The 18,503-nt window shown below is 69.3% G+C and carries 16 protein-coding genes and 1 pseudogene; 12 read left to right on the forward strand and 5 right to left on the reverse strand.

The window, feature by feature from the left end; translation table 11 throughout:
- Window positions 1-316 precede the first annotated feature (316 nt).
- Complete coding sequence (locus J5T34_RS19635) at window positions 317-991, forward strand: hypothetical protein (RefSeq protein WP_208582124.1); 675 nt, start codon at window positions 317-319, stop codon at window positions 989-991.
- Window positions 992-1,014: 23 nt separating this feature from the next.
- On the opposite strand, the gene J5T34_RS24140 is transcribed toward J5T34_RS19635, so the two are convergent.
- Complete coding sequence (locus tag J5T34_RS24140) at window positions 1,015-2,622, reverse strand: methyl-accepting chemotaxis protein (RefSeq protein WP_347880675.1); 1,608 nt, start codon at window positions 2,620-2,622, stop codon at window positions 1,015-1,017.
- A gap of 306 nt (window positions 2,623-2,928) precedes the next feature.
- Between J5T34_RS24140 and J5T34_RS19645 the strand changes: the two genes are divergently transcribed.
- From J5T34_RS19645 to J5T34_RS19665, 5 genes are all read left to right on the forward strand, one after another.
- The gene (locus tag J5T34_RS19645; RefSeq protein ID WP_208582128.1) at window positions 2,929-4,773 is read left to right on the forward strand and encodes an EAL domain-containing protein; all 1,845 of its coding nucleotides are present in this window, start codon (window positions 2,929-2,931) and stop codon (window positions 4,771-4,773) included.
- 283 nt (window positions 4,774-5,056) lie between these two features.
- Entirely contained in the window at window positions 5,057-6,484 is a 1,428-nt protein-coding gene (gene cls, locus J5T34_RS19650; RefSeq protein ID WP_208582130.1) for a cardiolipin synthase, read from the forward strand.
- 210 nt (window positions 6,485-6,694) lie between these two features.
- A complete protein-coding gene (gene ribA / locus J5T34_RS19655; RefSeq protein ID WP_208582132.1) occupies window positions 6,695-7,291 on the forward strand; it encodes a GTP cyclohydrolase II in 597 nt (198 codons plus the stop codon).
- Window positions 7,292-7,509: 218 nt separating this feature from the next.
- Entirely contained in the window at window positions 7,510-7,959 is a 450-nt protein-coding gene (locus tag J5T34_RS19660; RefSeq protein WP_053823726.1) for a PA2169 family four-helix-bundle protein, read from the forward strand.
- A 36-nt stretch (window positions 7,960-7,995) separates the two neighbouring features.
- Window positions 7,996-8,205, forward strand: a complete 210-nt coding sequence (locus tag J5T34_RS19665) for a hypothetical protein (protein ID WP_208582134.1) — start codon at window positions 7,996-7,998, stop codon at window positions 8,203-8,205.
- Between the two features lie 84 nt (window positions 8,206-8,289).
- Here J5T34_RS19665 and J5T34_RS19670 read toward each other — a convergent pair whose 3' ends face one another.
- Window positions 8,290-8,718, reverse strand: a complete 429-nt coding sequence (locus tag J5T34_RS19670) for a hypothetical protein (RefSeq protein WP_208582136.1) — start codon at window positions 8,716-8,718, stop codon at window positions 8,290-8,292.
- A gap of 383 nt (window positions 8,719-9,101) precedes the next feature.
- On the opposite strand from J5T34_RS19670, the gene J5T34_RS19675 reads away from it, so the two are divergent.
- The 6 genes and pseudogenes from J5T34_RS19675 to J5T34_RS19700 all read left to right on the forward strand — a co-directional run bounded on the left by J5T34_RS19675 (window position 9,102) and on the right by J5T34_RS19700 (window position 15,065).
- Window positions 9,102-11,909: a monovalent cation/H+ antiporter subunit A gene (locus tag J5T34_RS19675; RefSeq protein WP_208582139.1), complete on the forward strand. Its 2,808-nt coding sequence runs from the start codon at window positions 9,102-9,104 to the stop codon at window positions 11,907-11,909.
- Window positions 11,909-12,229, forward strand: a pseudogene (locus J5T34_RS19680) (Na+/H+ antiporter subunit C); the annotation flags it as partial. The gene J5T34_RS19675 and the pseudogene J5T34_RS19680, both read left to right, overlap by 1 nt.
- A 131-nt stretch (window positions 12,230-12,360) precedes the next feature.
- Window positions 12,361-13,911, forward strand: coding sequence for a monovalent cation/H+ antiporter subunit D (locus tag J5T34_RS19685; RefSeq protein ID WP_208582142.1), 1,551 nt, complete (start codon window positions 12,361-12,363; stop codon window positions 13,909-13,911).
- Window positions 13,908-14,411 (forward strand): Na+/H+ antiporter subunit E, encoded by a 504-nt coding sequence (locus J5T34_RS19690; protein ID WP_174109138.1) that lies wholly within the window; start codon window positions 13,908-13,910, stop codon window positions 14,409-14,411. Before J5T34_RS19685 ends, J5T34_RS19690 begins: the two co-directional genes overlap by 4 nt.
- Window positions 14,396-14,671 carry a K+/H+ antiporter subunit F gene (locus J5T34_RS19695; RefSeq protein ID WP_174109137.1) on the forward strand — a complete coding sequence of 92 codons (276 nt, stop codon included), beginning with the start codon at window positions 14,396-14,398 and terminating at the stop codon, window positions 14,669-14,671. The genes J5T34_RS19690 and J5T34_RS19695 overlap by 16 nt, the downstream gene beginning before the upstream one ends.
- Window positions 14,672-14,681: 10 nt before the next feature.
- Complete coding sequence (locus tag J5T34_RS19700; RefSeq protein ID WP_208582144.1) at window positions 14,682-15,065, forward strand: Na+/H+ antiporter subunit G; 384 nt, start codon at window positions 14,682-14,684, stop codon at window positions 15,063-15,065.
- On the opposite strand, the gene J5T34_RS19705 is transcribed toward J5T34_RS19700, so the two are convergent.
- From J5T34_RS19705 to J5T34_RS19715, 3 genes are all read right to left on the reverse strand, one after another.
- Window positions 15,062-15,829, reverse strand: a complete 768-nt coding sequence (locus J5T34_RS19705; RefSeq protein ID WP_208582146.1) for a UdgX family uracil-DNA binding protein — start codon at window positions 15,827-15,829, stop codon at window positions 15,062-15,064. The two genes, J5T34_RS19700 and J5T34_RS19705, sit on opposite strands and share 4 nt — an antisense overlap.
- A gap of 88 nt (window positions 15,830-15,917) precedes the next feature.
- Window positions 15,918-17,156, reverse strand: a complete 1,239-nt coding sequence (chrA, locus tag J5T34_RS19710) for a chromate efflux transporter (RefSeq protein WP_432207688.1) — start codon at window positions 17,154-17,156, stop codon at window positions 15,918-15,920.
- Window positions 17,157-17,241: 85 nt separating this feature from the next.
- Window positions 17,242-18,390, reverse strand: a complete 1,149-nt coding sequence (locus tag J5T34_RS19715; RefSeq protein WP_208582158.1) for an MFS transporter — start codon at window positions 18,388-18,390, stop codon at window positions 17,242-17,244.
- Between the last annotated feature and the right edge of the window lie 113 nt (window positions 18,391-18,503).

Genomic DNA, 18,503 nt, shown 5'->3' on the forward strand with positions numbered 1-18,503 from the left:
GGTGGGAAGCGGGGTGCGAAGCGGGGTGCGAAGCGGCGCCGGAATCGGCGCGGGCGGTGCTGCTCATCGAGGGTCTCCGGAATGGCGTTGCCGGCGTGGCCGCCGGCTTGGTGTGTCCGCGATGGTTACATCGTTCGATGGTGTCGTCAACCGCAATGCAGAATCGATGTTCTGCACTGCAGAACTACGTGCGCTGCGGCCGGCGTTATTTGCAACGGATTGCCAGGAACCGCAAGCACGGCGTCTCGATTGATAGCGCGAAGCGGTGGTGCGGCGCGATCCTCGCCGCTACCGTTTGTCTCCACGAGTTGCTGCCGTGTCCACGATTACCGATCTCTCCGCTTCCCATCAACGCGCCGTGCAGGCCCTGCAGCTGTTCAAGCACGCCTGCGAAACCGACGACATCCGCCGTGCGCTGCATCTGACCTTGCGCGGCAATACCTATCGCATCACCTACACGCCGCGCCGCGAGTTGAGCCGGTGGAACCGCGTGTTGTCATGGCTGGGAATGGAGCGCCGCACGGCGGTGCGGCGGCTGCCGCCGGATCCGCAAGTCTTGCGCACGATGGGTTGCCATGCGGTCATAGCCAGCGAGAGCGGCTGGTTGCGGACGATCGCGAAGCGGGTGTTCGGCGGCAGGCTGGAACATGCCGCAGTACGACCGCTGAACGAAGCCCAGCGGCGGGACGTGGCGCTGCGCGCTGCCGTCGAATTCCATGCCGATTGCGATGTCGGCGTGGTCGGCGAGGGCCCACAGGTCCAGGCGCTGCTGTATGGCCCCAGTCCGACGAAGGCCAACCATTGGCAAGCGTTCTCGCAGGCGCGGGCGCAACGGATCGAGCCCGAGCCCTGGGCGGACCGGGTGCCGCCGCATGCGCCCTGCTACGCGGTGCCGGCCGCCGCCGTCACGGCATCGCGCGAAGCGTCCGGCCCCGTCGTCAAGGAGGAGAGCGAGCGCGTGCCGCAGCAGGCCGCGGTGCAGGCGCGTTAGTCCGTCACCGGGCCGCGCTCGCCTCAGAAGCGGAAGCGGCCCACATCCGAGGCCAGTTCGGCCGCCTGCCAATCGAGCGATTCGGCTTGCTGCGCCACCGTGGTCACCAGCTCCGCGTTCTGCCGGCTGGTGCCATCGAGCCGGGCCACGGCATCGTCGACCACCGCAATGCCGGCGGCCTGCTGCTCGGCCAGGCCATTGAGCCGCTCGGCCAGCGTATGGCTGCGCAGCACCGCCTGTTCGATCGCCACCATCGCCTGTTCGACCTCGCCGCTGCGGCTGACGCCAGCCTCGATGTCGCGCGTGGCCTCGCCGAGCAGCGCGCCGATATCGCGGGCCGACTGCGCGCTGCGCTGGGCCAGCGCGCGGACTTCGTTGGCGACCACCGCAAAACCGCGCCCGGCGGCGCCGGCACGCGCGGCTTCCACCGCCGCATTCAGTGCCAGCAGATTGGTCTGGAACGCGATGCCCTGCAGCACGCCGACCACTTCGGAGATGTCGCGCGAACGCGCCTGCACCGCGTCCATCGAGGCGCGCATGCTGCGCACCACCGCACTGCCGGTACCGACCGCGTCGCGCGCCTGGCTCGCCATCGCGCTGGACTCGTGCGCGCGCACGTGGATCTGCTCGACCAGCCCCCGCAACTCGCCGATGCTGGTGGCCGCCTCGTCGACCGCAGCCAGCTGGCGGCCGGTGCGTTCCGACAGATCGCGATTGGCAGCGGCGATCTGCTCGCTGGCGCCATGGATCTGTCGCGCCGAGGCCTGGATGCGCGCGAGCATCGCGGCCAGCGCATCGCGCATCGCGGCCAGGTCCTGCAGCAGACCGCGGGTGCCGCGCCGGCGCAGTCGCTCGTCGCCGGTCAGATCGCCGGCGGCAATGCGCCGCGCCGCGTCGGCTGCCTCGCGCGGCTCGCCGCCAAGCTCGGCCAGCAGGGCGCGCGCGGCGCGCCATGCCAGCACCGCGGCGGCGGCCAGGCTCGCTGCCAGCATTCCCATCGTGATCCACTGCGCGCGGGCCTGGCTCGCAGATACCGAGGCCACCGTGTCGGCGGCCTGCTTCTCGAGACGGGTACGCGCCTGCTCGATCTGCTTGCCCAGCTTCGCCAGCTGCTCGGCGACGAAGTGCCCTTCGACGGAGACGGCGCTGTCGAACTGCAGCGCATCCAGCGGCTGCTTTCGCAGCAGCTCGACATAGCCCTGCATCGACTGCGCCGCCTCGGCACGCTCGCGCGCCAGCGCCTCGGCCTGATCCGGTGCCGCGCGACCGACGCCGGACAGCGTGGCATCCAGCGTCTGCAGCGCCTGCGCGATCTGCTGCGCGGCGGTATCGCGTTCGGCCGTGCTGGTGGCCATCGTCAGCGCCAGCTGCGCGTGTCCCAGCCCGGCCAGCGCGGATTGCGCGCGCTCCGCGGCCACCGCACCGCGCATGTCGCGTTGATACAGCGTGTCGGTCTTTTCCTTCAGCGCGACCAGATTGACGATGCCGCTGACCGCGGCGGCCGCACCGAAGAGGTAGACCAGCACGAAGGCCGTGCCGAGCCGCGCCGCAAGCGGCAGGCGCGCACGCCTTCGCGCTGGCGGCGCACCGTCGGCAGGCCCGGCCTCTGCCGTGGCAGCGGTGCCTCTCACCGCCGCGATCCCCATTCCCATCCTCGACCGCAAACGCGGCAGCCCCGTTCTGAACCCTTGCAACATGGTTTTCCCCCGCCGCATGCGGCGCCCGTGAATTGTTGTTTTGGCGCCGATGCTGGCAAGCCGATGTGACGTCGCCATGACGTCCCGGCATGCGGCGGGGTTGTCATATGGCGGTCATATGACTGTCATGAAATGGCTTGCCTTGCCGGCGTTGCCTCCACGCCAGGCGCCAGGCCCGAAGCCCCGATGCGCCGTCGCCGCGTGCATCCCGGCGCCCTTGCCACCGTTGTCGAGATCCCCATGTCCGTTGCCGTGATCGAATCCGGCGCAGCGGCTGCGCCGATGCGCCTGCCGCCGCTGCGCGCCGTCTTCCAGCCGATCGTGCGCTTCGAGTCGGCCGATCTGCTCGGCTACGAGGCGCTGTTGCGCGGACCCGAGGGGTCGCCGCTGGCCTCGCCCGAAGCGCTGTTCCGGCTGGCGGCCAGCCCCGCCGATACGATGGCGCTGGAAGTGCAGGCGGCCCGCGCCGCGCTCGCCCGCTTCGCCGAGCTGCGCCTGCCCGGGCTGCTGTTCGTCAATTTCAGCCCGATGACGCTGCGCCATCTGCTGGCCGACCATGGCCGCGGCATGGCGGCGCTGCTGGCGAACACGGTAGCGCCGGCGCGTGTCGTGATCGAGCTGACCGAGCAGACCCGCATCGGCGACATCGCGGCGTTCGCCGATGCGATGGCGGTGCTGCGCGATCTGGGGCTGCGCTATGCGCTGGACGATTTCGGCACCGGCCATGCCAACCTCGATCTGCTGGTCCAGCTGACGCCGCAATTCATCAAGCTCGACAAGTCGCTGGTGCACGGCGTGGCCTCATGTTCGCGGCGGCTCGAATTGATGCGCACGGTGCTGAGCCTGGCCGATGCACTCGGCACCAGCGTGATCGCCGAAGGCATCGAGGACAACGAGGAGCTGGCGGTGTTGCGCGACCTCGGCGTGCCGTTCGGCCAGGGCTATCTGCTCGGCCGACCCTTGCCGGAGCCGTCGCAAGCGCCGCCGGAGGACGTGGTGCAGGCGCTGGGCTCGCGTCAGATCGCGGTGTTTCCGCAGGTGGTGCGCTCGGGCTGGACCGGGCCCAGCGCGGGCAAGCTGCTGCGCCGCGCGCCGACGGTGACGCCGGAGCAGACCAACAACGAGGTGCTGGCGCTGTTCCATGCCAATCCCGGTCTGCATGCGCTGGCCGTGGTCGATCCCGACGGCAGGCCGATCGGCATCATCAACCGGCAGAGCTTCATCGACCGCTATGCCGCGCCGTTTCATCGCGAGCTGTACGGCAAGAAAGCCTGCATCCTGATGGCGCATCGCGAGCCGGTCTGCTTCGAGCGCAGCGCCACCATCGAAACCATGGCGAAGAGTCTGTCGAGCGGCAACCAGCGCTATCTGGCCGACGGTTTCATCATCACCGACGATGGCCGCTATGCGGGACTGGGCACCGGCGCCGATCTGATCCGCGCCGTCACCGAGATCCGCATGGAGGCCGCACGCTATGCCAATCCGCTGACCTTCCTGCCCGGCAACATTCCGCTGAACCAGCATGTCGACCGGCTGCTCGATGCGGGCGCGGCGTTCTGCGCCTGTTATGTCGATCTGAACCACTTCAAGCCCTTCAACGATCAGTACGGCTACTGGAAGGGCGACGAGATGATCAAGGGTGCGGCCGCGATCCTCGCCGATGCCTGCGATCCGGTGCGGGACTTCCTCGGCCATGTCGGCGGCGACGACTTCCTGGTGCTGTACCAGAGCCCCGACTGGAGCCAGCGCGCGCGTGGCGCGATCGCGCGCTTCAACCGCGCCGCGCGCGAGCTGTACGATGCCGACGACCGCGCGGCGGGGGGCATCCACGGCGAGGACCGCCATGGCCGCACGGCGTTCTTCCCGATGGTCAGCATGGCCATCGGCGCGGTCCGCGTGGCCCACGGCGTCGCGCGCACCGAGACCGACGGCTGGCGTCTGGGCAGCAGCCATATCGCGGTCGCCGCGGCCGCGGCCAAGCGCGACGCCAAGAAGGACCCGAGCGGTTTCGCGGTGGTCGATCTGGCGCCGACACTGGCCGCGGCCGCTTCGTCGGACGAGCCGCCCGAGGGCCGTCCACATTGAGCGACCGGCACGCGCCCGGGCGGCGAACGGGTGTTCGGGTTATCCACAGATTGTGTGGATAACCCGACCGCGGCCGGCGCCAGGCGCGCGCCGGCGCGTCGCGCCATCGGACTGCCTAAAAAAAATGCAAAGGGCGGCGTCGATGCGGTGAGCCGCGCCATGTCGCATACATGGACGGCCGCGATGCGGGCCGCCTATGCCACAATGCGCGGCAGTTCCGTGTTCCAGGTTCACCGTTTTCACCGTTCATCGTTCAACCGGATTCCGCAGCGGATGGCAGCCGATGTTATTGAGCACCAGCGTTGTCGCGACGATTGTTCTGTGTTTCCACGTGGTCGGCGTGTTTGCCGCGATGCATGCCGTGATGACGGTGCGAACCGCGCCCGGCGCGATCGCCTGGGCCGGCTCGCTGCTGATGATGCCGTATCTGGCGCTGGTGCCGTACCTGGTGTTCGGCAGCAGCAATTTCGTCGGCTATGTCAATGCACGCCGCTTCTATCGCGAGCAGATGCGCGAGCTGCGCCATGGCATGGAACCGCGCGAGCGCGAGGCCTGCATCGTTCGGCAGCCGCATCATCCCGGGCTGCGCGCACTGCCAAGGCTGACCGGGCTGCATTGCCTGTCGGGCAACCATGTGCAACTGCTGGTCGATGGACCGGCCACCTTCACGGCGATCTTCGCCGCGCTGAAGTCCGCGCGCCGCGTCGCGCTGGTGCAGTTCTTCATCGTCCATGACGACGAGCTCGGGCGCGAACTGCAGGCGGTGCTGTGCGAGCGCGCCGCCGCGGGCGTCGAGGTCTATTTCCTGTACGACAGCATCGGCTGCCATGCCTTGCCGGGCCACTACGTGCGCCGCATGGCCGCATGCGGCGTCAAGGTCAGCGCGTTCGCCCCGCATCGCGGCTTCGTCAATCGTTTCCAGCTGAACTTCCGCAATCATCGCAAGCTGGTGGCCATCGATGGCGAGCGCGCCTTCATCGGCGGCCACAACGTCGGCAACGAATACATGGGCCTGAGGCCGCCGCTGGCGCCGTGGCGCGATACCCATATCGAGGTGCGCGGCCCGGCGGTGCTCGACCTGCAGATGACCTTCGCCGAGGACTGGTACTGGGCGTCGCGCGAGGTGCCGACGCTGCTGCTGCCGCCGCCCGAGCCCGCCGGCGACATGGTGTGCCAGGTGGTGCCGAGCGGCCCGGCCGATTCGCAGGAGACGTGCTCGCTGTTCTTCGTCGAGGCGATCCAGGCCGCGCGCACGCGGCTGTGGATCACCACGCCGTACTTCGTCCCCGACGAGGCGGTGTTCGCGGTGCTGCGGCTGGCGGTGCTGCGCGGCGTCGACGTGCGCATCCTGATGCCGGGACGCGCCGACCACAAGGTGGTGTTCGCCGCCTCGACGCTGTATGCCTACCAGGCAATCTGCGCGGGCATCCGCATCTATCGCTACATACCCGGCTTCCTGCATCAGAAGGTGATGCTGATCGACGACGAGCTGGCCGCGGTGGGCACCGCCAATCTCGACAACCGCTCGTTCCGGCTCAATTTCGAGCTGACCGTGATGACGGCGGACCGCGCCTTCGCCAGCCAGGTCGAGGGCATGCTGCTGGCCGATTTCGCCCAGGCACGCGAGATCGGCCGCGACGAATATCTGGCCGCGCCGCCGTTGCGCCGCGTGGCAATGCATGTGGCCAAGCTGTTCGCGCCGATCCTGTAGCGGCGGCCAGCGAAAGCCCTGGGGGTGAAGGGCCCGGCACGGGGCCCCGAGCGGCGCTTTGCCGATTCGCGGTATCCTTGCCGTCAGGCGCCGCCCTGGCATGGCCTCCGAAACGGGGCTTGGCAGGCTGGACAGAGCCGCAGCGCACTCTCCCGGGACCCACTCCCGGCCGCTGACCGGCATCCGGCGCACACGCATTGGCAAGATGATATGAACGACACGGAAATCACGCTGATCGGTTCGGCACGGCTGCCGACCCGCTTCGGCGAGTTCACCGCTCACGCCTTCAAGGGCGTGACCAGCGGGACGGAACACCTGGCGCTCAGCGTCGGCGACATCGCCGGCGAGGGCGTGTTGACGCGGCTGCATTCGGAATGCCTGACCGGCGACGTATTCGGTTCGTGCCGCTGCGACTGCGGCGAACAGCTGGCGCTGGCGATGGAGCGCATCGCCGCCGAGGGCCGCGGCATCGTACTGTACCTGCGCGGCCACGAAGGCCGCGGCATCGGCCTTGGCCACAAGATCCGTGCGTACAGCCTGCAGGATGGCGGGCTCGACACCGTCGATGCCAATCTGGCGCTGGGGCAGGCGGTCGACTCGCGCACCTATGCCTTTGCCGCCGATCTGTTGCGCCAGCTCGGCATCCAATCGATCCGGCTGATGAGCAACAATCCGCGCAAGCGGCAGCAGCTCGAAGAGGCCGGCATCACCGTGCTCGAACAGCTGCGCCACAGCGTGCCGGCCAACGCCGAGAACGAAAAATACCTGGCCACCAAGCGCGTGCGGCTGGGCCATCTGCTCGACTGACTTCACACTCCGCATGGGGGCGCCAGCCCTCGGGGGAACCCTGTAGGCATCGACCGACAACCGCTCGGGGAGCCTGCTTACAGTCCGGCTCGGCTGCTTCTCTTATCGTGAATGCATGGACGCACCGCTTGCGGTGCGCGCCGTTTTGCAGCCTCGCTGCATACGTCCTGCAACCGCCGCCGCGGCATGCGGCGGCATCACGATAACGAGGAGTCGCCATGGCAGACAAGAACGTCGATGTGCTCAACGATCTGATCGAGGTGTCGCGCGACGGCGAGCAAGGGTTTCTGAAGGCCGCCGAGGACGCCACCAATCCTGAGCTGAAGGAACTGTTCACCAGCCGCGCGACCGAGATCGGCGCCGCCATCCGCGAGCTGCAGTCGCAGGTGATCGCGCTGGGCGGCCGGCCGGAAGAGGGCGGCAGCGTGGCCGGCGCCTTGCATCGCGGCTGGGTCAGCCTGCGCAGCGCTGTCGCGAACCGCACCGATCTGTCTATTCTGGAAGAGTGCGAGCGCGGCGAGGACGTGGCCAAGAAAAAGTACGCCGATGCCCTTCAGCACGACGATCTGAGCTTCGAAGTGCGCGCGCTGATCGAACGCCAGTATCACGGCGTGCTGCGCAACCACGATCTGGTGCGCGATCTGCGCAACCGCTATCGCGCGACCTGAGCGGCCCCGGCCGCCGCCACGCGAAGGAGATAGACGATGAGCCAGCCCGGCAAGCCTGAATCCGTTTCCCGTCCCGGCAAGCACGGCGAGGAGGGCGCGGCCGACGACCGCACCGAGCGCAATCTCGACGAGGCGCTCGAGGAAACGTTCCCGGCCAGCGACCCGATCGCGGTCGAACCCGACAAGGAGGACGGCGCGGACCAGGCCGGGAAGGCCAGGGGCGGCAAGGCCGGCGGCGCCGGCTGATCGTCTCGCCCCGTCCGTCGTGATCGACGACGAAAGCGAAAACGCGGGAGCCGCAAGGCTCCCGCGTCCTGTCTTGCGCGTCCGCTAGGGCAGCTTGCGAAGCTGTGCGATTACCGACATCAGTTGCCCGTGCGCCACGGTGACGGCTGGCTCGTCCTGCAGCGCCCCGTGATAGCGCTCGCGGAACGCCGGGTCGCCCTGCGTGCTGAACAGCCGCGCCGCTGCCTCGGCCACCGCGCGGCAGGTGCCGTCGTGGTGCTTCGGCCCGTCGAGCTCCTCGTCGATCTCCACGATCAGGCGCGACAGCGGGTCGAGCCAGCGGAAGTAGTTGTCCTCGGTGACGATCTGCACGAACTGGCCCGCGGGAATCGGGCCGTAGAGGCGCTCATATTCGTTACGGTCGTGCTGGATGATCTCCTTGTGGGATTTCAGCAGCGCCGCGCGCAGCGCGCGCAGTCCGGCGCGGCGCGATTCCTGCGTGGCTTGGTATTGTTCTTCGGTCAGCATCCCCATTCTCCGCTCCCGGTTCGGTGTTGTGCGGGCGTCCCGCGCGGCAGGGGTAGCGGCGCGGTGCGTGTGCATGCTCCTGGACGATGCGTCTGCGGCCGGCATTTGCAGGCCGCATGCCAGTATATGTAGGTGCCGGGGCGCGATCCAACCTCGTGCTATCCCGAATGGCCGCGATCTTTGGAATGCGGTGACAAGCCCGGTGCGGCATGCGAAACAGCGTTTCCCGGCGCCAATGCGATCTGAATTATTTTCAGGGCAGACATAACATTCGCCGCGGTGGTGGCGTCATGCGGCACAATAGCCCACATGTTGCGCACTCGATCCTTGGCGCGGCTGGGCCCGCCGTCTTCCCTTCGCCTTCCCGCACGCTCTGTTGGAGACGACAGATGGTGATGCTGTGGCTGATCGCGCTGCCGCTGGGCGCGGCCATGCTGACGCCGCTGGTCGGGCGCCATCTGCGCGCGCTGACGGCGCCGCTGGTACTGGGCACACCGATGATCGGGCTGGCCTTGCTGCTGAGCGTGCGGCACGAGATCTTCAGCGGCGAAGTGCTGGCGTGGCGCATGCCGTGGCTCGACAGCCTTGGCTTCGCGCTGAGCTTCCGGCTGGACGGCCTGTCCTATGCCTTTTCGGTGCTGGTGCTCGGCATCGGCCTGCTGGTGCTGCTGTACGCGCGCTATTACCTGTCGCGCAGTCAATCGACCGCGCGCTTCTTTGCGCTGCTGCTGCTGTTCATGGCGGCGATGCTCGGCGTGGTGCTGTCGAGCAATCTGCTGCTGCTGGTCGTGTTCTGGGAGCTGACCAGCATCGTCTCCTTCCTGCTGATCGGCTTCTGGTCGTATCGCTCCGATGCACGCAAGGGTGCGCGCATGGCGCTGACGGTCACCGGCGGGGGCGGCCTGGCGCTGCTCGCCGGGGTGCTGCTGCTCGGCCATATCTGCGGCAGCATGGAGCTGTCCGACGTGATCGCCAGCGCCGGCACCGTGCAGAAGCATCCGCTGTATCCGCCGATGATCGTGCTGGTGCTGCTCGCGGTCTTCACCAAGTCGGCGCAGTTCCCGTTCCACTTCTGGCTGCCGCACGCGATGGCGGCACCGACCCCGGTTTCGGCGTATCTGCATTCGGCCACCATGGTCAAGGCCGGCGTGTTCCTGCTGGCGCGGCTGTATCCGGTGCTCGAGGGCACCGACTGGTGGTTCTACATGCTGAGCCTGACCGGCCTCGCCACGCTGGTGATCGGCGCCGGCATGGCGCTGCTGCAACGGGATCTGAAAGGGCTGCTGGCGTATTCGACGATCAGCCATCTGGGCCTGATCACGCTGCTGTTCGGGCTCGACACCGGTCTGAGCACGGTGGCCGCGCTGTTCCATATCATGAACCACGCGGTGTTCAAGGCCTCGCTGTTCATGGCGGCCGGCATCATCGACCACGAGACCGGCACGCGCGATCTGGGCCGTCTGCGCGGGCTGCGCCGCTACATGCCGCACACCGCGCTGCTGGCGATCGTCGCCTCGCTGGCGATGGCGGGCGTGCCGCTGCTCAACGGTTTTCTCAGCAAGGAGATGTTCTTCGGCGAGACGCTCGCGCAAGGGCTGCTGGGACCGTTCAACTGGACCATTCCGGCACTGGCCACCGCGGCCGGCGCGCTGACGGTGGCGTACTCGCTGCGCTTCATCCATGGCGTGTTCTTCGACGGCGAGCCCGACGATCTGCCGCATTACCCGCCGCACGAGCCGCCGCGCTGGATGAAGATTCCCGTGGAGATCCTGGTGGTGACCTGCCTGGTGGTGGGGCTGTTTCCGAACCACACCGTGGCGGGCCTGCTCGATGCGGCCGCGCGCGGCACCATGGGCGCGCCGTTGCCGATCTATAGCCTGAGCCCGTGGCATGGATTCAATCTGCCGCTGGCGATGAGCGCCTTGTCGATGGCGGCCGGCGGCGCGCTGTTCTTCCTGCGCCGCGATTCGTTCCGCCACTATCACGCGAAGCTGCCGCAGTTGAATGCGCGCGACCGCTTCGAGGACGCGATCGAACGCATCGAGCGCGCGTCGGGCCGGCTCGCGCTGCTGTTCGAGAACGGCTCGCTGCAGCGCTATCTGGCCTTTGCGATCGCGGCGATGGTGCTGCTGCCGGCGCGCTATCTGTTCGAGCTGGAGCGGGCCCAGGGACCGGCTGCGCTGTCGCTGGTGGACCCGGTTACCGCGACCGGGCTGGTCCTGCTGGCGATCGGCGCCATCGCCGTGGTCGCGGCGCGCCAACAGCGCGTGGTGGCCCTGCTGATGGCGAGCCTGTGCGGGCTGATGGTGGCGCTGGCCTTCACGCGCTTTTCGGCGCCCGATCTCGCGCTGACGCAGATCTCGGTCGAGGTGGTCACCATCATCCTGCTGGTGCTCGCGCTGTATTTCCTGCCCGCCGACCTGCCCGAGCAGGCGGGGACCGCGCGGCATCTGCGCGATGCCGCGCTGGCGCTGGCCGGCGGCGGCACCGTGGGCGTGGCCGCCTTCGCGGTAATGACGCGTCCGCATCAGACCATCGCCGACTTCTTCATCGCGCAGAGCGTGCCGGGCGGCGGCGGGCACAACGTCGTCAATGTGATCCTGGTCGACTTCCGCGGCTTCGATACGCTGGGCGAGATCTGCGTGCTGCTGATTGCCGGCCTGGGCGTGCATGCGCTGCTGAAGGGCCTGCGCCTGCCGGCCCCGACCGCGGGCCCCAACGACATGCCGTGGTCGCGTCAGAGCCATCCGCTGCTGCTGGCCATCCTGGCGCGGCTGATGTTGCCGCTGACGATGCTGGTGGCGATCTTCATGCTGCTGCGCGGGCATCAGCTGCCCGGCGGCGGCTTCGTGGCCGCGCTGATCACCGCGGTCGCGCTGCTGCTGCAGTACATCGCCAGCGGCGTGCTGTGGACCGAGTCGCGCATCACGCTGCATCATCGCGCGATCGCGGGTGCGGGCATCCTGCTCGCCGGGCTGGTGGGCCTGGGCAGCTGGATCTTCAGCTATCCGTATCTGACCACCGCCTTCGGGCACTTTCATCTGCCCTGGATCGGTGAAATCGAACTGGCCACCGCCTTGCTGTTCGACCTGGGCGTCTATCTGACCGTGGTCGGCACCGTGCTGCTGATCGTGTCCCATCTGGGCGTGCGCGACAAGCGGGTGGCCGCCGCGCGCCAGCTCGCGGAGACCGTCTGATGGAAGCCGTATTTGCCGCCGCCGTCGGTGTGCTCGCCGCCTGCGGGTTCTATCTGGTGCTGCGCGCCCGCACCTTCTCGGTGGTGCTCGGACTGACGCTGCTGACCTATGCGGTGACGCTGTTCCTGCTCGGCATGGGCCGGCTGACCACCGGCAAGCCGCCGATCATCGCGCCCGGCGCGCAGTACGCCGATCCGTTGCCGCAGGCATTGGTGCTGACCGCGATCGTGATCGGCTTCGCGATGACCGCCTTCATCATGGTGCTGGCGCTGCGGTCGCGCGCGTTGCGCGGCAGCGATCATGTCGACGGCGAGGAGCCGGGCGATGCCATCTCGTCCGGGCCCGAACCGGAGCGGCCCGAGGATGCGGACCGTGCGCGCGCGTCCCGACAGTCGCCGTCGCCCTCCATGTCGCCCTCCATGTCGCCGTCCCCGGCCGACGAGGAGGCGTCATGAACCACACCATGCTGCTGCCCATCCTGCTGCCGATGTTCTGCGGCGGCCTGCTGGTGGTGCTGCCGGCGCGCTGGCGGGCACGCTCGCGCTGGCTAGGGGTGCTGGCCACGCTGGCGCTGCTGCCGATCGCGGCGGCCTTGCTCGACCAGGCGGCCAGCGGGGCCATCGCGGTGTACGCGCTTGGCAACTGGGCGGCGCCGTTCGGCATCGTGCTGCAGCTGGACCGGCTGGCGGCGCTGATGCTGCTGTTGACGTCGCTGCTCGGCGCGGCCGCGGTGCTCAGTGCGGGCGAGCACGACACCCGTGCCGGCCGGCATTTCGACGCGCTGTTCCAGTTCCAGCTGATGGGCCTGAACGGCGCCTTCCTGGCCGGCGATCTGTTCAACCTGTTCGTGTTCTTCGAGGTGCTGCTGATCGCCTCGTATGCGCTGCTGGTCCATGGCGGCGGCAACGAGCGGATCGGCGCGGGACTGCATTACGTCGTGCTGAACCTGGTCGGGTCGTCGTTCTTTCTGCTAGCCATCGGGGTGCTGTACGGCATCACCGGCACGCTGAACATGGCCGATCTGGGCGAGCGGCTGGTCCGGCTGGCCCCGCCCGAAGTGCCGCTGGCGATGGCGGCCGGCGCGATGCTGATGCTGGTGTTCGGGCTGAAGGCGGCAGTCTTCCCGCTGTCGTTCTGGTTGCCGCGCGCCTATGCCGCGGCCGCGGGCCCGGTGGCCGCGCTGTTCGCGATCATGACCAAGGTCGGCATCTACGCGATCCTGCGCTGCCACGCCTTGCTGTTCGACGGCGGGCGCGGCTGGTTTGGCGGCTTCATGCACCAATGGCTGTGGTGGCTGGCGATCGTCACGATGGTGCTGGCCGCATGCGGCGCGCTGGCGGCGCGCTCGATGAAACGGCTGACCGGCTATCTGGTGCTGGTATCGGTCGGGCTGCTGGCCGCCGGCGTATCGATCCAGACGCCGCAGGCCTGGAGCGCGACGCTGTACTACCTCGCCAGCACGACGGTCGGCACGGCCGCCCTGTTCCTGCTGGCCGACGCGCTCGAGATGCCGTCGGGCCGGCTGCCGGTGGGGGGCGGCATCTCGCGGCTGGCCGGCACGCTGTACCTGACCGCGGCCATCGCGGTGGTCGGGCTGCCGCCGTTGTCCGGCTTCATCGGCAAGGTCATGCTGATGCAGGCCGTGCCGGTCTACGGCAGCTGGAACGGCGCGGTGGTGCTGTGGCCGGCGGTGATCCTGTCGAGCCTTGCGCTGATCGTCGCGATCAGCCGCACCGGCAGCCGGCTGCTGTGGCAGGCGCCCGCGGCAGCGGCCGCGCACGAGCATGACATGGCCACGCGGCACGATGCCCGGGTGCCGCCGGCGCGCAAGCCCGACGCCGCCAGGCTGGTCTGCTGTGCCTTGCTGCTGGGCTGCAGCGTGGCGCTGGTCGTGTTCGCGCGGCCGCTGGCGGGCTATCTCGACGCGACCGCGCTGCAACTGTTCGACCGCGCCGCCTACACGCGCGCGGTGCTGGGCGCGCCGACGGAGCCGCCACGATGATGCGCCGCTGGCTGCCCCATCCCTGGCTCAGCGCGATGCTGCTCGCGGTCTGGCTGCTGCTCGGCAATGCCGCCGCGCCGGGCGACTGGCTGCTCGGCGCGCTGCTGGCCTGGGCCATCGGCCTGCGCGTCGGCCAGCGGCTGTGGCTGCGGCCGTTGCGGCTGGCGCGGCCGTGGCTGGCGCTGCGTCTGATCTGGCATGTCGCGGTCGACATCGTCGTCGCCAACGTGCATGTCGCCTGGCTGGTGCTGGTGCGCGGCGCGCGCCTGCAGCCCGCATTCATCGAACTGCCGCTCGAGTCCGAGCACGAGATCGCGCTGACCGCACTGATCAGCATCGTGTCCTTGAGCCCGGGCACCGTCTGCGCCGAACTGAGCGACGATCGCCGCTGTCTGCTGGTGCATGTGCTGGACCTCGACGATGCCGACGACATGATCGCGCGCATCAAGTCGCGCTACGAGGCGCCCTTGAGGGAGATCTTCCTATGCTTGCCGTCGTAATTCCGATTTCGCTGGCGATGCTCGGCATCGCCTTCCTGCTGACGCTGCTGCGGCTGCTGATCGGCCCGACCCTGCCGGACCGCATCGTCGCGCTCGACACGCTGAACATCAACGCGATCGCGTTGATCGTGGTGTTCGGCATCTGGCTCGGCTCGTCGCAGTTCTTCGAGGTCGCGCTGCTGCTGGCCGTGATGGGCTTCATCGGCACGGTCGCGCTGACCAAGTATCTGCAGCGCGGCGACATCATCGAACTGAAGTAGGGAGCCGGCGATGCCGTTCTACCTAGAAGCCATCGTCTGCGCGCTGCTGCTGATCGGCAGCCTGTTCACGCTGGTCGGCGCGATCGGCCTGCTGCGCCTGCCGGACTTCTTCATGCGGCTGCACGGCCCGACCAAGTCGACCACGCTCGGCGTCGGCGGCGTGGTGATCGCCTCGGTGGTCTACTTCAGCAGCCAGGGAGAGGGCTGGAGCCTGCACGAGATCCTGCTGACCGCCTTCCTGTTCCTGACGGCCCCGATCAGCGCTCATATGCTGGCCAAGGCGGCGATGCAGCAGCGCGTGCCGGTCCATCCGGCCACGCGGGGCCGGCCCTGGCTGACCGACCGCGGCGCCGAATCCAGGCCGGAGGACGACGGCGGCGTCGAGCCGCGTTAGGGGTTCGGTGTCTGCCTGGGCCTGGGCCTTGACTTGGCCTTCTTGGGCTCCGGCTCTGGCTCCGGCTCGGGCTTCGGCGCAGCGGCCCGTTTGGCGACCGTCCTGCCGGTGCCCTTGCGCGCCGCCTTGCCGCTGAACCTGGCGGCCATCTTCAATGCCGAAACGATTTCATCGAAAGCCGCCTCGCGTGCCGCGGGATCGGGCACGCGCAACGCATAGGACGGGTGGTAGGTCGGAATCACGGTGCGGCCTTCATGCTCGATCGGTTGGCCCAGCACCTTGCGCAGCGACGTTGCCTTGACGCCGAGCACGGCCTTGAGCGCCGTCGCGCCCAGCGCCACTACCACACGCGGTGCGACTCGCTCGAATTCGTCCTCGAGCCAATAGCCGCACGCTTCGATCTCGCGCTGTGCCGGGGTCTTGTGCAGGCGGCGCTTGCCGCGCAGCTCCCATTTGAAATGTTTGACCGCGTTGGTCAGGAATACCGACTCGCGCGACAAGCCGGCCTTGGCGAAGGCTTCGTCGAGCAGGCGGCCGGCCGGGCCGACGAAGGCCTTGCCGGCCAGGTCTTCCTGATTGCCCGGCTGTTCGCCGACCACCATCACCGGCGCCGGGGCAGGGCCGTCGCCGGGCACGCCGTGGGTCGCGTTGCGCCACAGATCGCAGCGGCGGCAGGCATCGAGCGTGGCCGGCCGCTGGTCGGCGGGTTCCGGCCCATCGTCGGGCGTGTCGTCGGGTGGTGTGGGGCGGGATGGCAAGGACATGGCGCGTAGGCAGCGGTGCTGGCCGTGCTGGCGAACCGCGTTGTCTGCTTCAAGCACGGCGCATGCCAACGGCGCCGAGCCGATCGGATCAGAGCGGCAGCAGCGACAGCCCCCAGCCGCCGCAGGCGCAGGCCAGCACCACCAGCCACGGCGGCAGTTTCCAGAACATCAGCGCCACCAGTGCCGCGAGGGCCAGCGCGAAGTCGGCCGGGCGATGAATCGCGCTGGTCCAGACCGGGTCGTACAAGGCCGCCAGCAGCACGCCCACCACCGCCGCGTTGACGCCGGCCAGCGCGCCCTGTGCATGCGGGCTGCGGCGCAGCCGTTCCCAGAACGGCAGGGCGCCGGCGACCAGCAGGAAGGACGGCAGGAAAATCGCAACGAGACAGAGGGCGCCGCTGGCCCAGCCGCCCGGTTCGACGCGCATCGCCGCGCCGAGGAAGGCGGCGAAGGTGAACAGCGGACCAGGCACCGCCTGCGCCGCGCCGTAACCGGCCAGGAAGGCGTCGTTGTCGACCCAGCCGGTTGGGACCACCGCGGCCTGCAGCAGCGGCAGCACCACGTGGCCGCCGCCGAACACCAGCGAGCCGGCCCGGTAGAAGGCATCGGTCAGCGCCAGCGTCTGGCCGGGCCAGGTTTGGGCCGCCAGCGGCAGCAAGGCCAGCAGCGCGGCGAAGATCAACAACAGCAGCGCGGCGAGCCGGCGGTCGACAGCGATGGGCAAGGCATCATGCTCGGCGGCCGGGGCCGTTTTCAGCATCGCGCGGCCCAGCAGCGCGGCCACCGCCATCACCGCGACCTGGGCCAGAGCCCCGGGCACCAGCACCACCACGCACGCCGCCACCGCGGCGATCGTTGCGCGGGGGCGGTCCGGACACAGCGAGCGGCCCATGCCCCAGACCGCCTGGGCGACCACCGCCACCGCGACGATCTTCAGCCCCGCCAGCATGCCGGCGGGCAGTACATTGCCCCAGGTCGACAAGGTCAGCGCGAACAGGATCAGCGCGATGGCCGAAGGCAGCGTGAAGCCGACCCAGGCCGCCAGCATGCCGGCAAAGCCCGCGCGCGACAGCCCGATCGCCATGCCGACCTGGCTGCTGGCCGGACCCGGCAGGAACTGGCACAGCGCGACCAGATCCGCATAGACGCGCTCGCCGAACCAGCGGCGGCGTACCACGAATTCCTGGTGGAAGTAGCCCAGATGCGCGACCGGCCCGCCGAAGGAGGTCAGGCCCAGCCGCAGGAAGGCCAGGAACACCTCCCACGCCGGGCGCCGGTTCGGGGCGAGGCTTTGGCCGCCGGTGGCCGGCATGTGTTCTGGCTCCATGGTCTTTGCGCGGGCTTGAGTGCAGGGAGCGCCATGGTAGCGCAGCGCGATGACGTCGCGGAGGCGGTGCCCGGCCGCCGCGTCCCTAGGCGGCCGCCGGGGCGCCGCGGCGCGAGGCATCGGACAGCGACAGCAGATAGATCAGCAAGCCGCCCGCCGCCAGCAACAGGCCGACCCAGCCGGTCGATTGCCAGCCGAGACCGGCCGCGATGGTCACGCCGCCGAGCCAGGCGCCCAGCGCGTTGGCCATGTTGAAGGCAGAGTGATTCAGCGCCGCGGCCAGCGTCTGCGCGTCGCCGGCGACGTCCATCAGGCGGATCTGCAGGGCCGGTCCGAGCGCGACCACGGTGCCGATCAGCAGCACATTCGCCGACGCCAGCCAGGCGTGCGGCGCGGTCAGCACGAAGGCGCCGAGCACCGCGGCGGACCAGACCAGCACGCCGCCGATGGTCGGCATCAGCGCCTTGTCGGCCAGCTTCGAGCCGGCCAGATTGCCGACCACCATGCCGACGCCGAACAGCGCCAGCACGAACGGAATGCCGCCGGCGGGCATATGCGCCAGCTCGATCATCGTGGGCTTGATATAGCTGAACACGGCAAACATGCCGCCGAAGCCGATCGCGCCGATGCCGAGCGTCAGCCAGACCTGCTTGCGCTTGAGCGCCGACAGCTCGCGCAGCGGACTGGCATGGCGATCGGCCGGCACGAAGGGCACCCAGCGCCAGACCAGCAACACCGTCAGCGCGCCGATCAGGCCGACCAGCGCAAACGCCGAGCGCCAACCCAGCCATTGGCCGATCGCCGCCGCGATCGGCACCCCGACCAGCGTCGCGACCGTCAGCCCGAGCATCACCAGGCCCACCGCCTGGGCGCGCCGCTCGCGCGCCACCAGGCCGGCGGCGACCAGCGCCGCCACGCCGAAGTAGGTGCCATGCGGAAAGCCGGTCAGCAGCCGCGCGACGATCATCGAGCCGTAGCTCGGTGCCAGCGCGCTGGCGAAGTTGCCGATGGCGAAGACCGCCATCAGCGCCAGCAGCAGCGTGCGGCGGGGCAGCCGGGCGCCAAGCACCGCCAGCAGCGGCGCGCCGATCACCACGCCCAGCGCATAGGCGCTGATCAGGTGGCCGGCGGCCGGAATCGAGATGGCGAGATCGCTGGCGGCGTCGGGCAACAGGCCCATGATGACGAATTCGCCGGTGCCGATGGCGAAGCCGCCGACTCCCAGCGCCAGCAGCGCGAGCCGGCCGGCGCGGCGGTCGGCCTGGCTGGCGGCGGGGGGAGAGGGGGGGGGGCGGTTCTTTTTACACTCCTGACGCTCCGGCGGAGGGGGGGGGGTGGGGGTCTGGG

Origin of the sequence: Cupriavidus gilardii, from assembly GCF_017598945.1 — a bacterium.
GTDB classification, from domain to species: domain Bacteria; phylum Pseudomonadota; class Gammaproteobacteria; order Burkholderiales; family Burkholderiaceae; genus Cupriavidus; species Cupriavidus gilardii_E.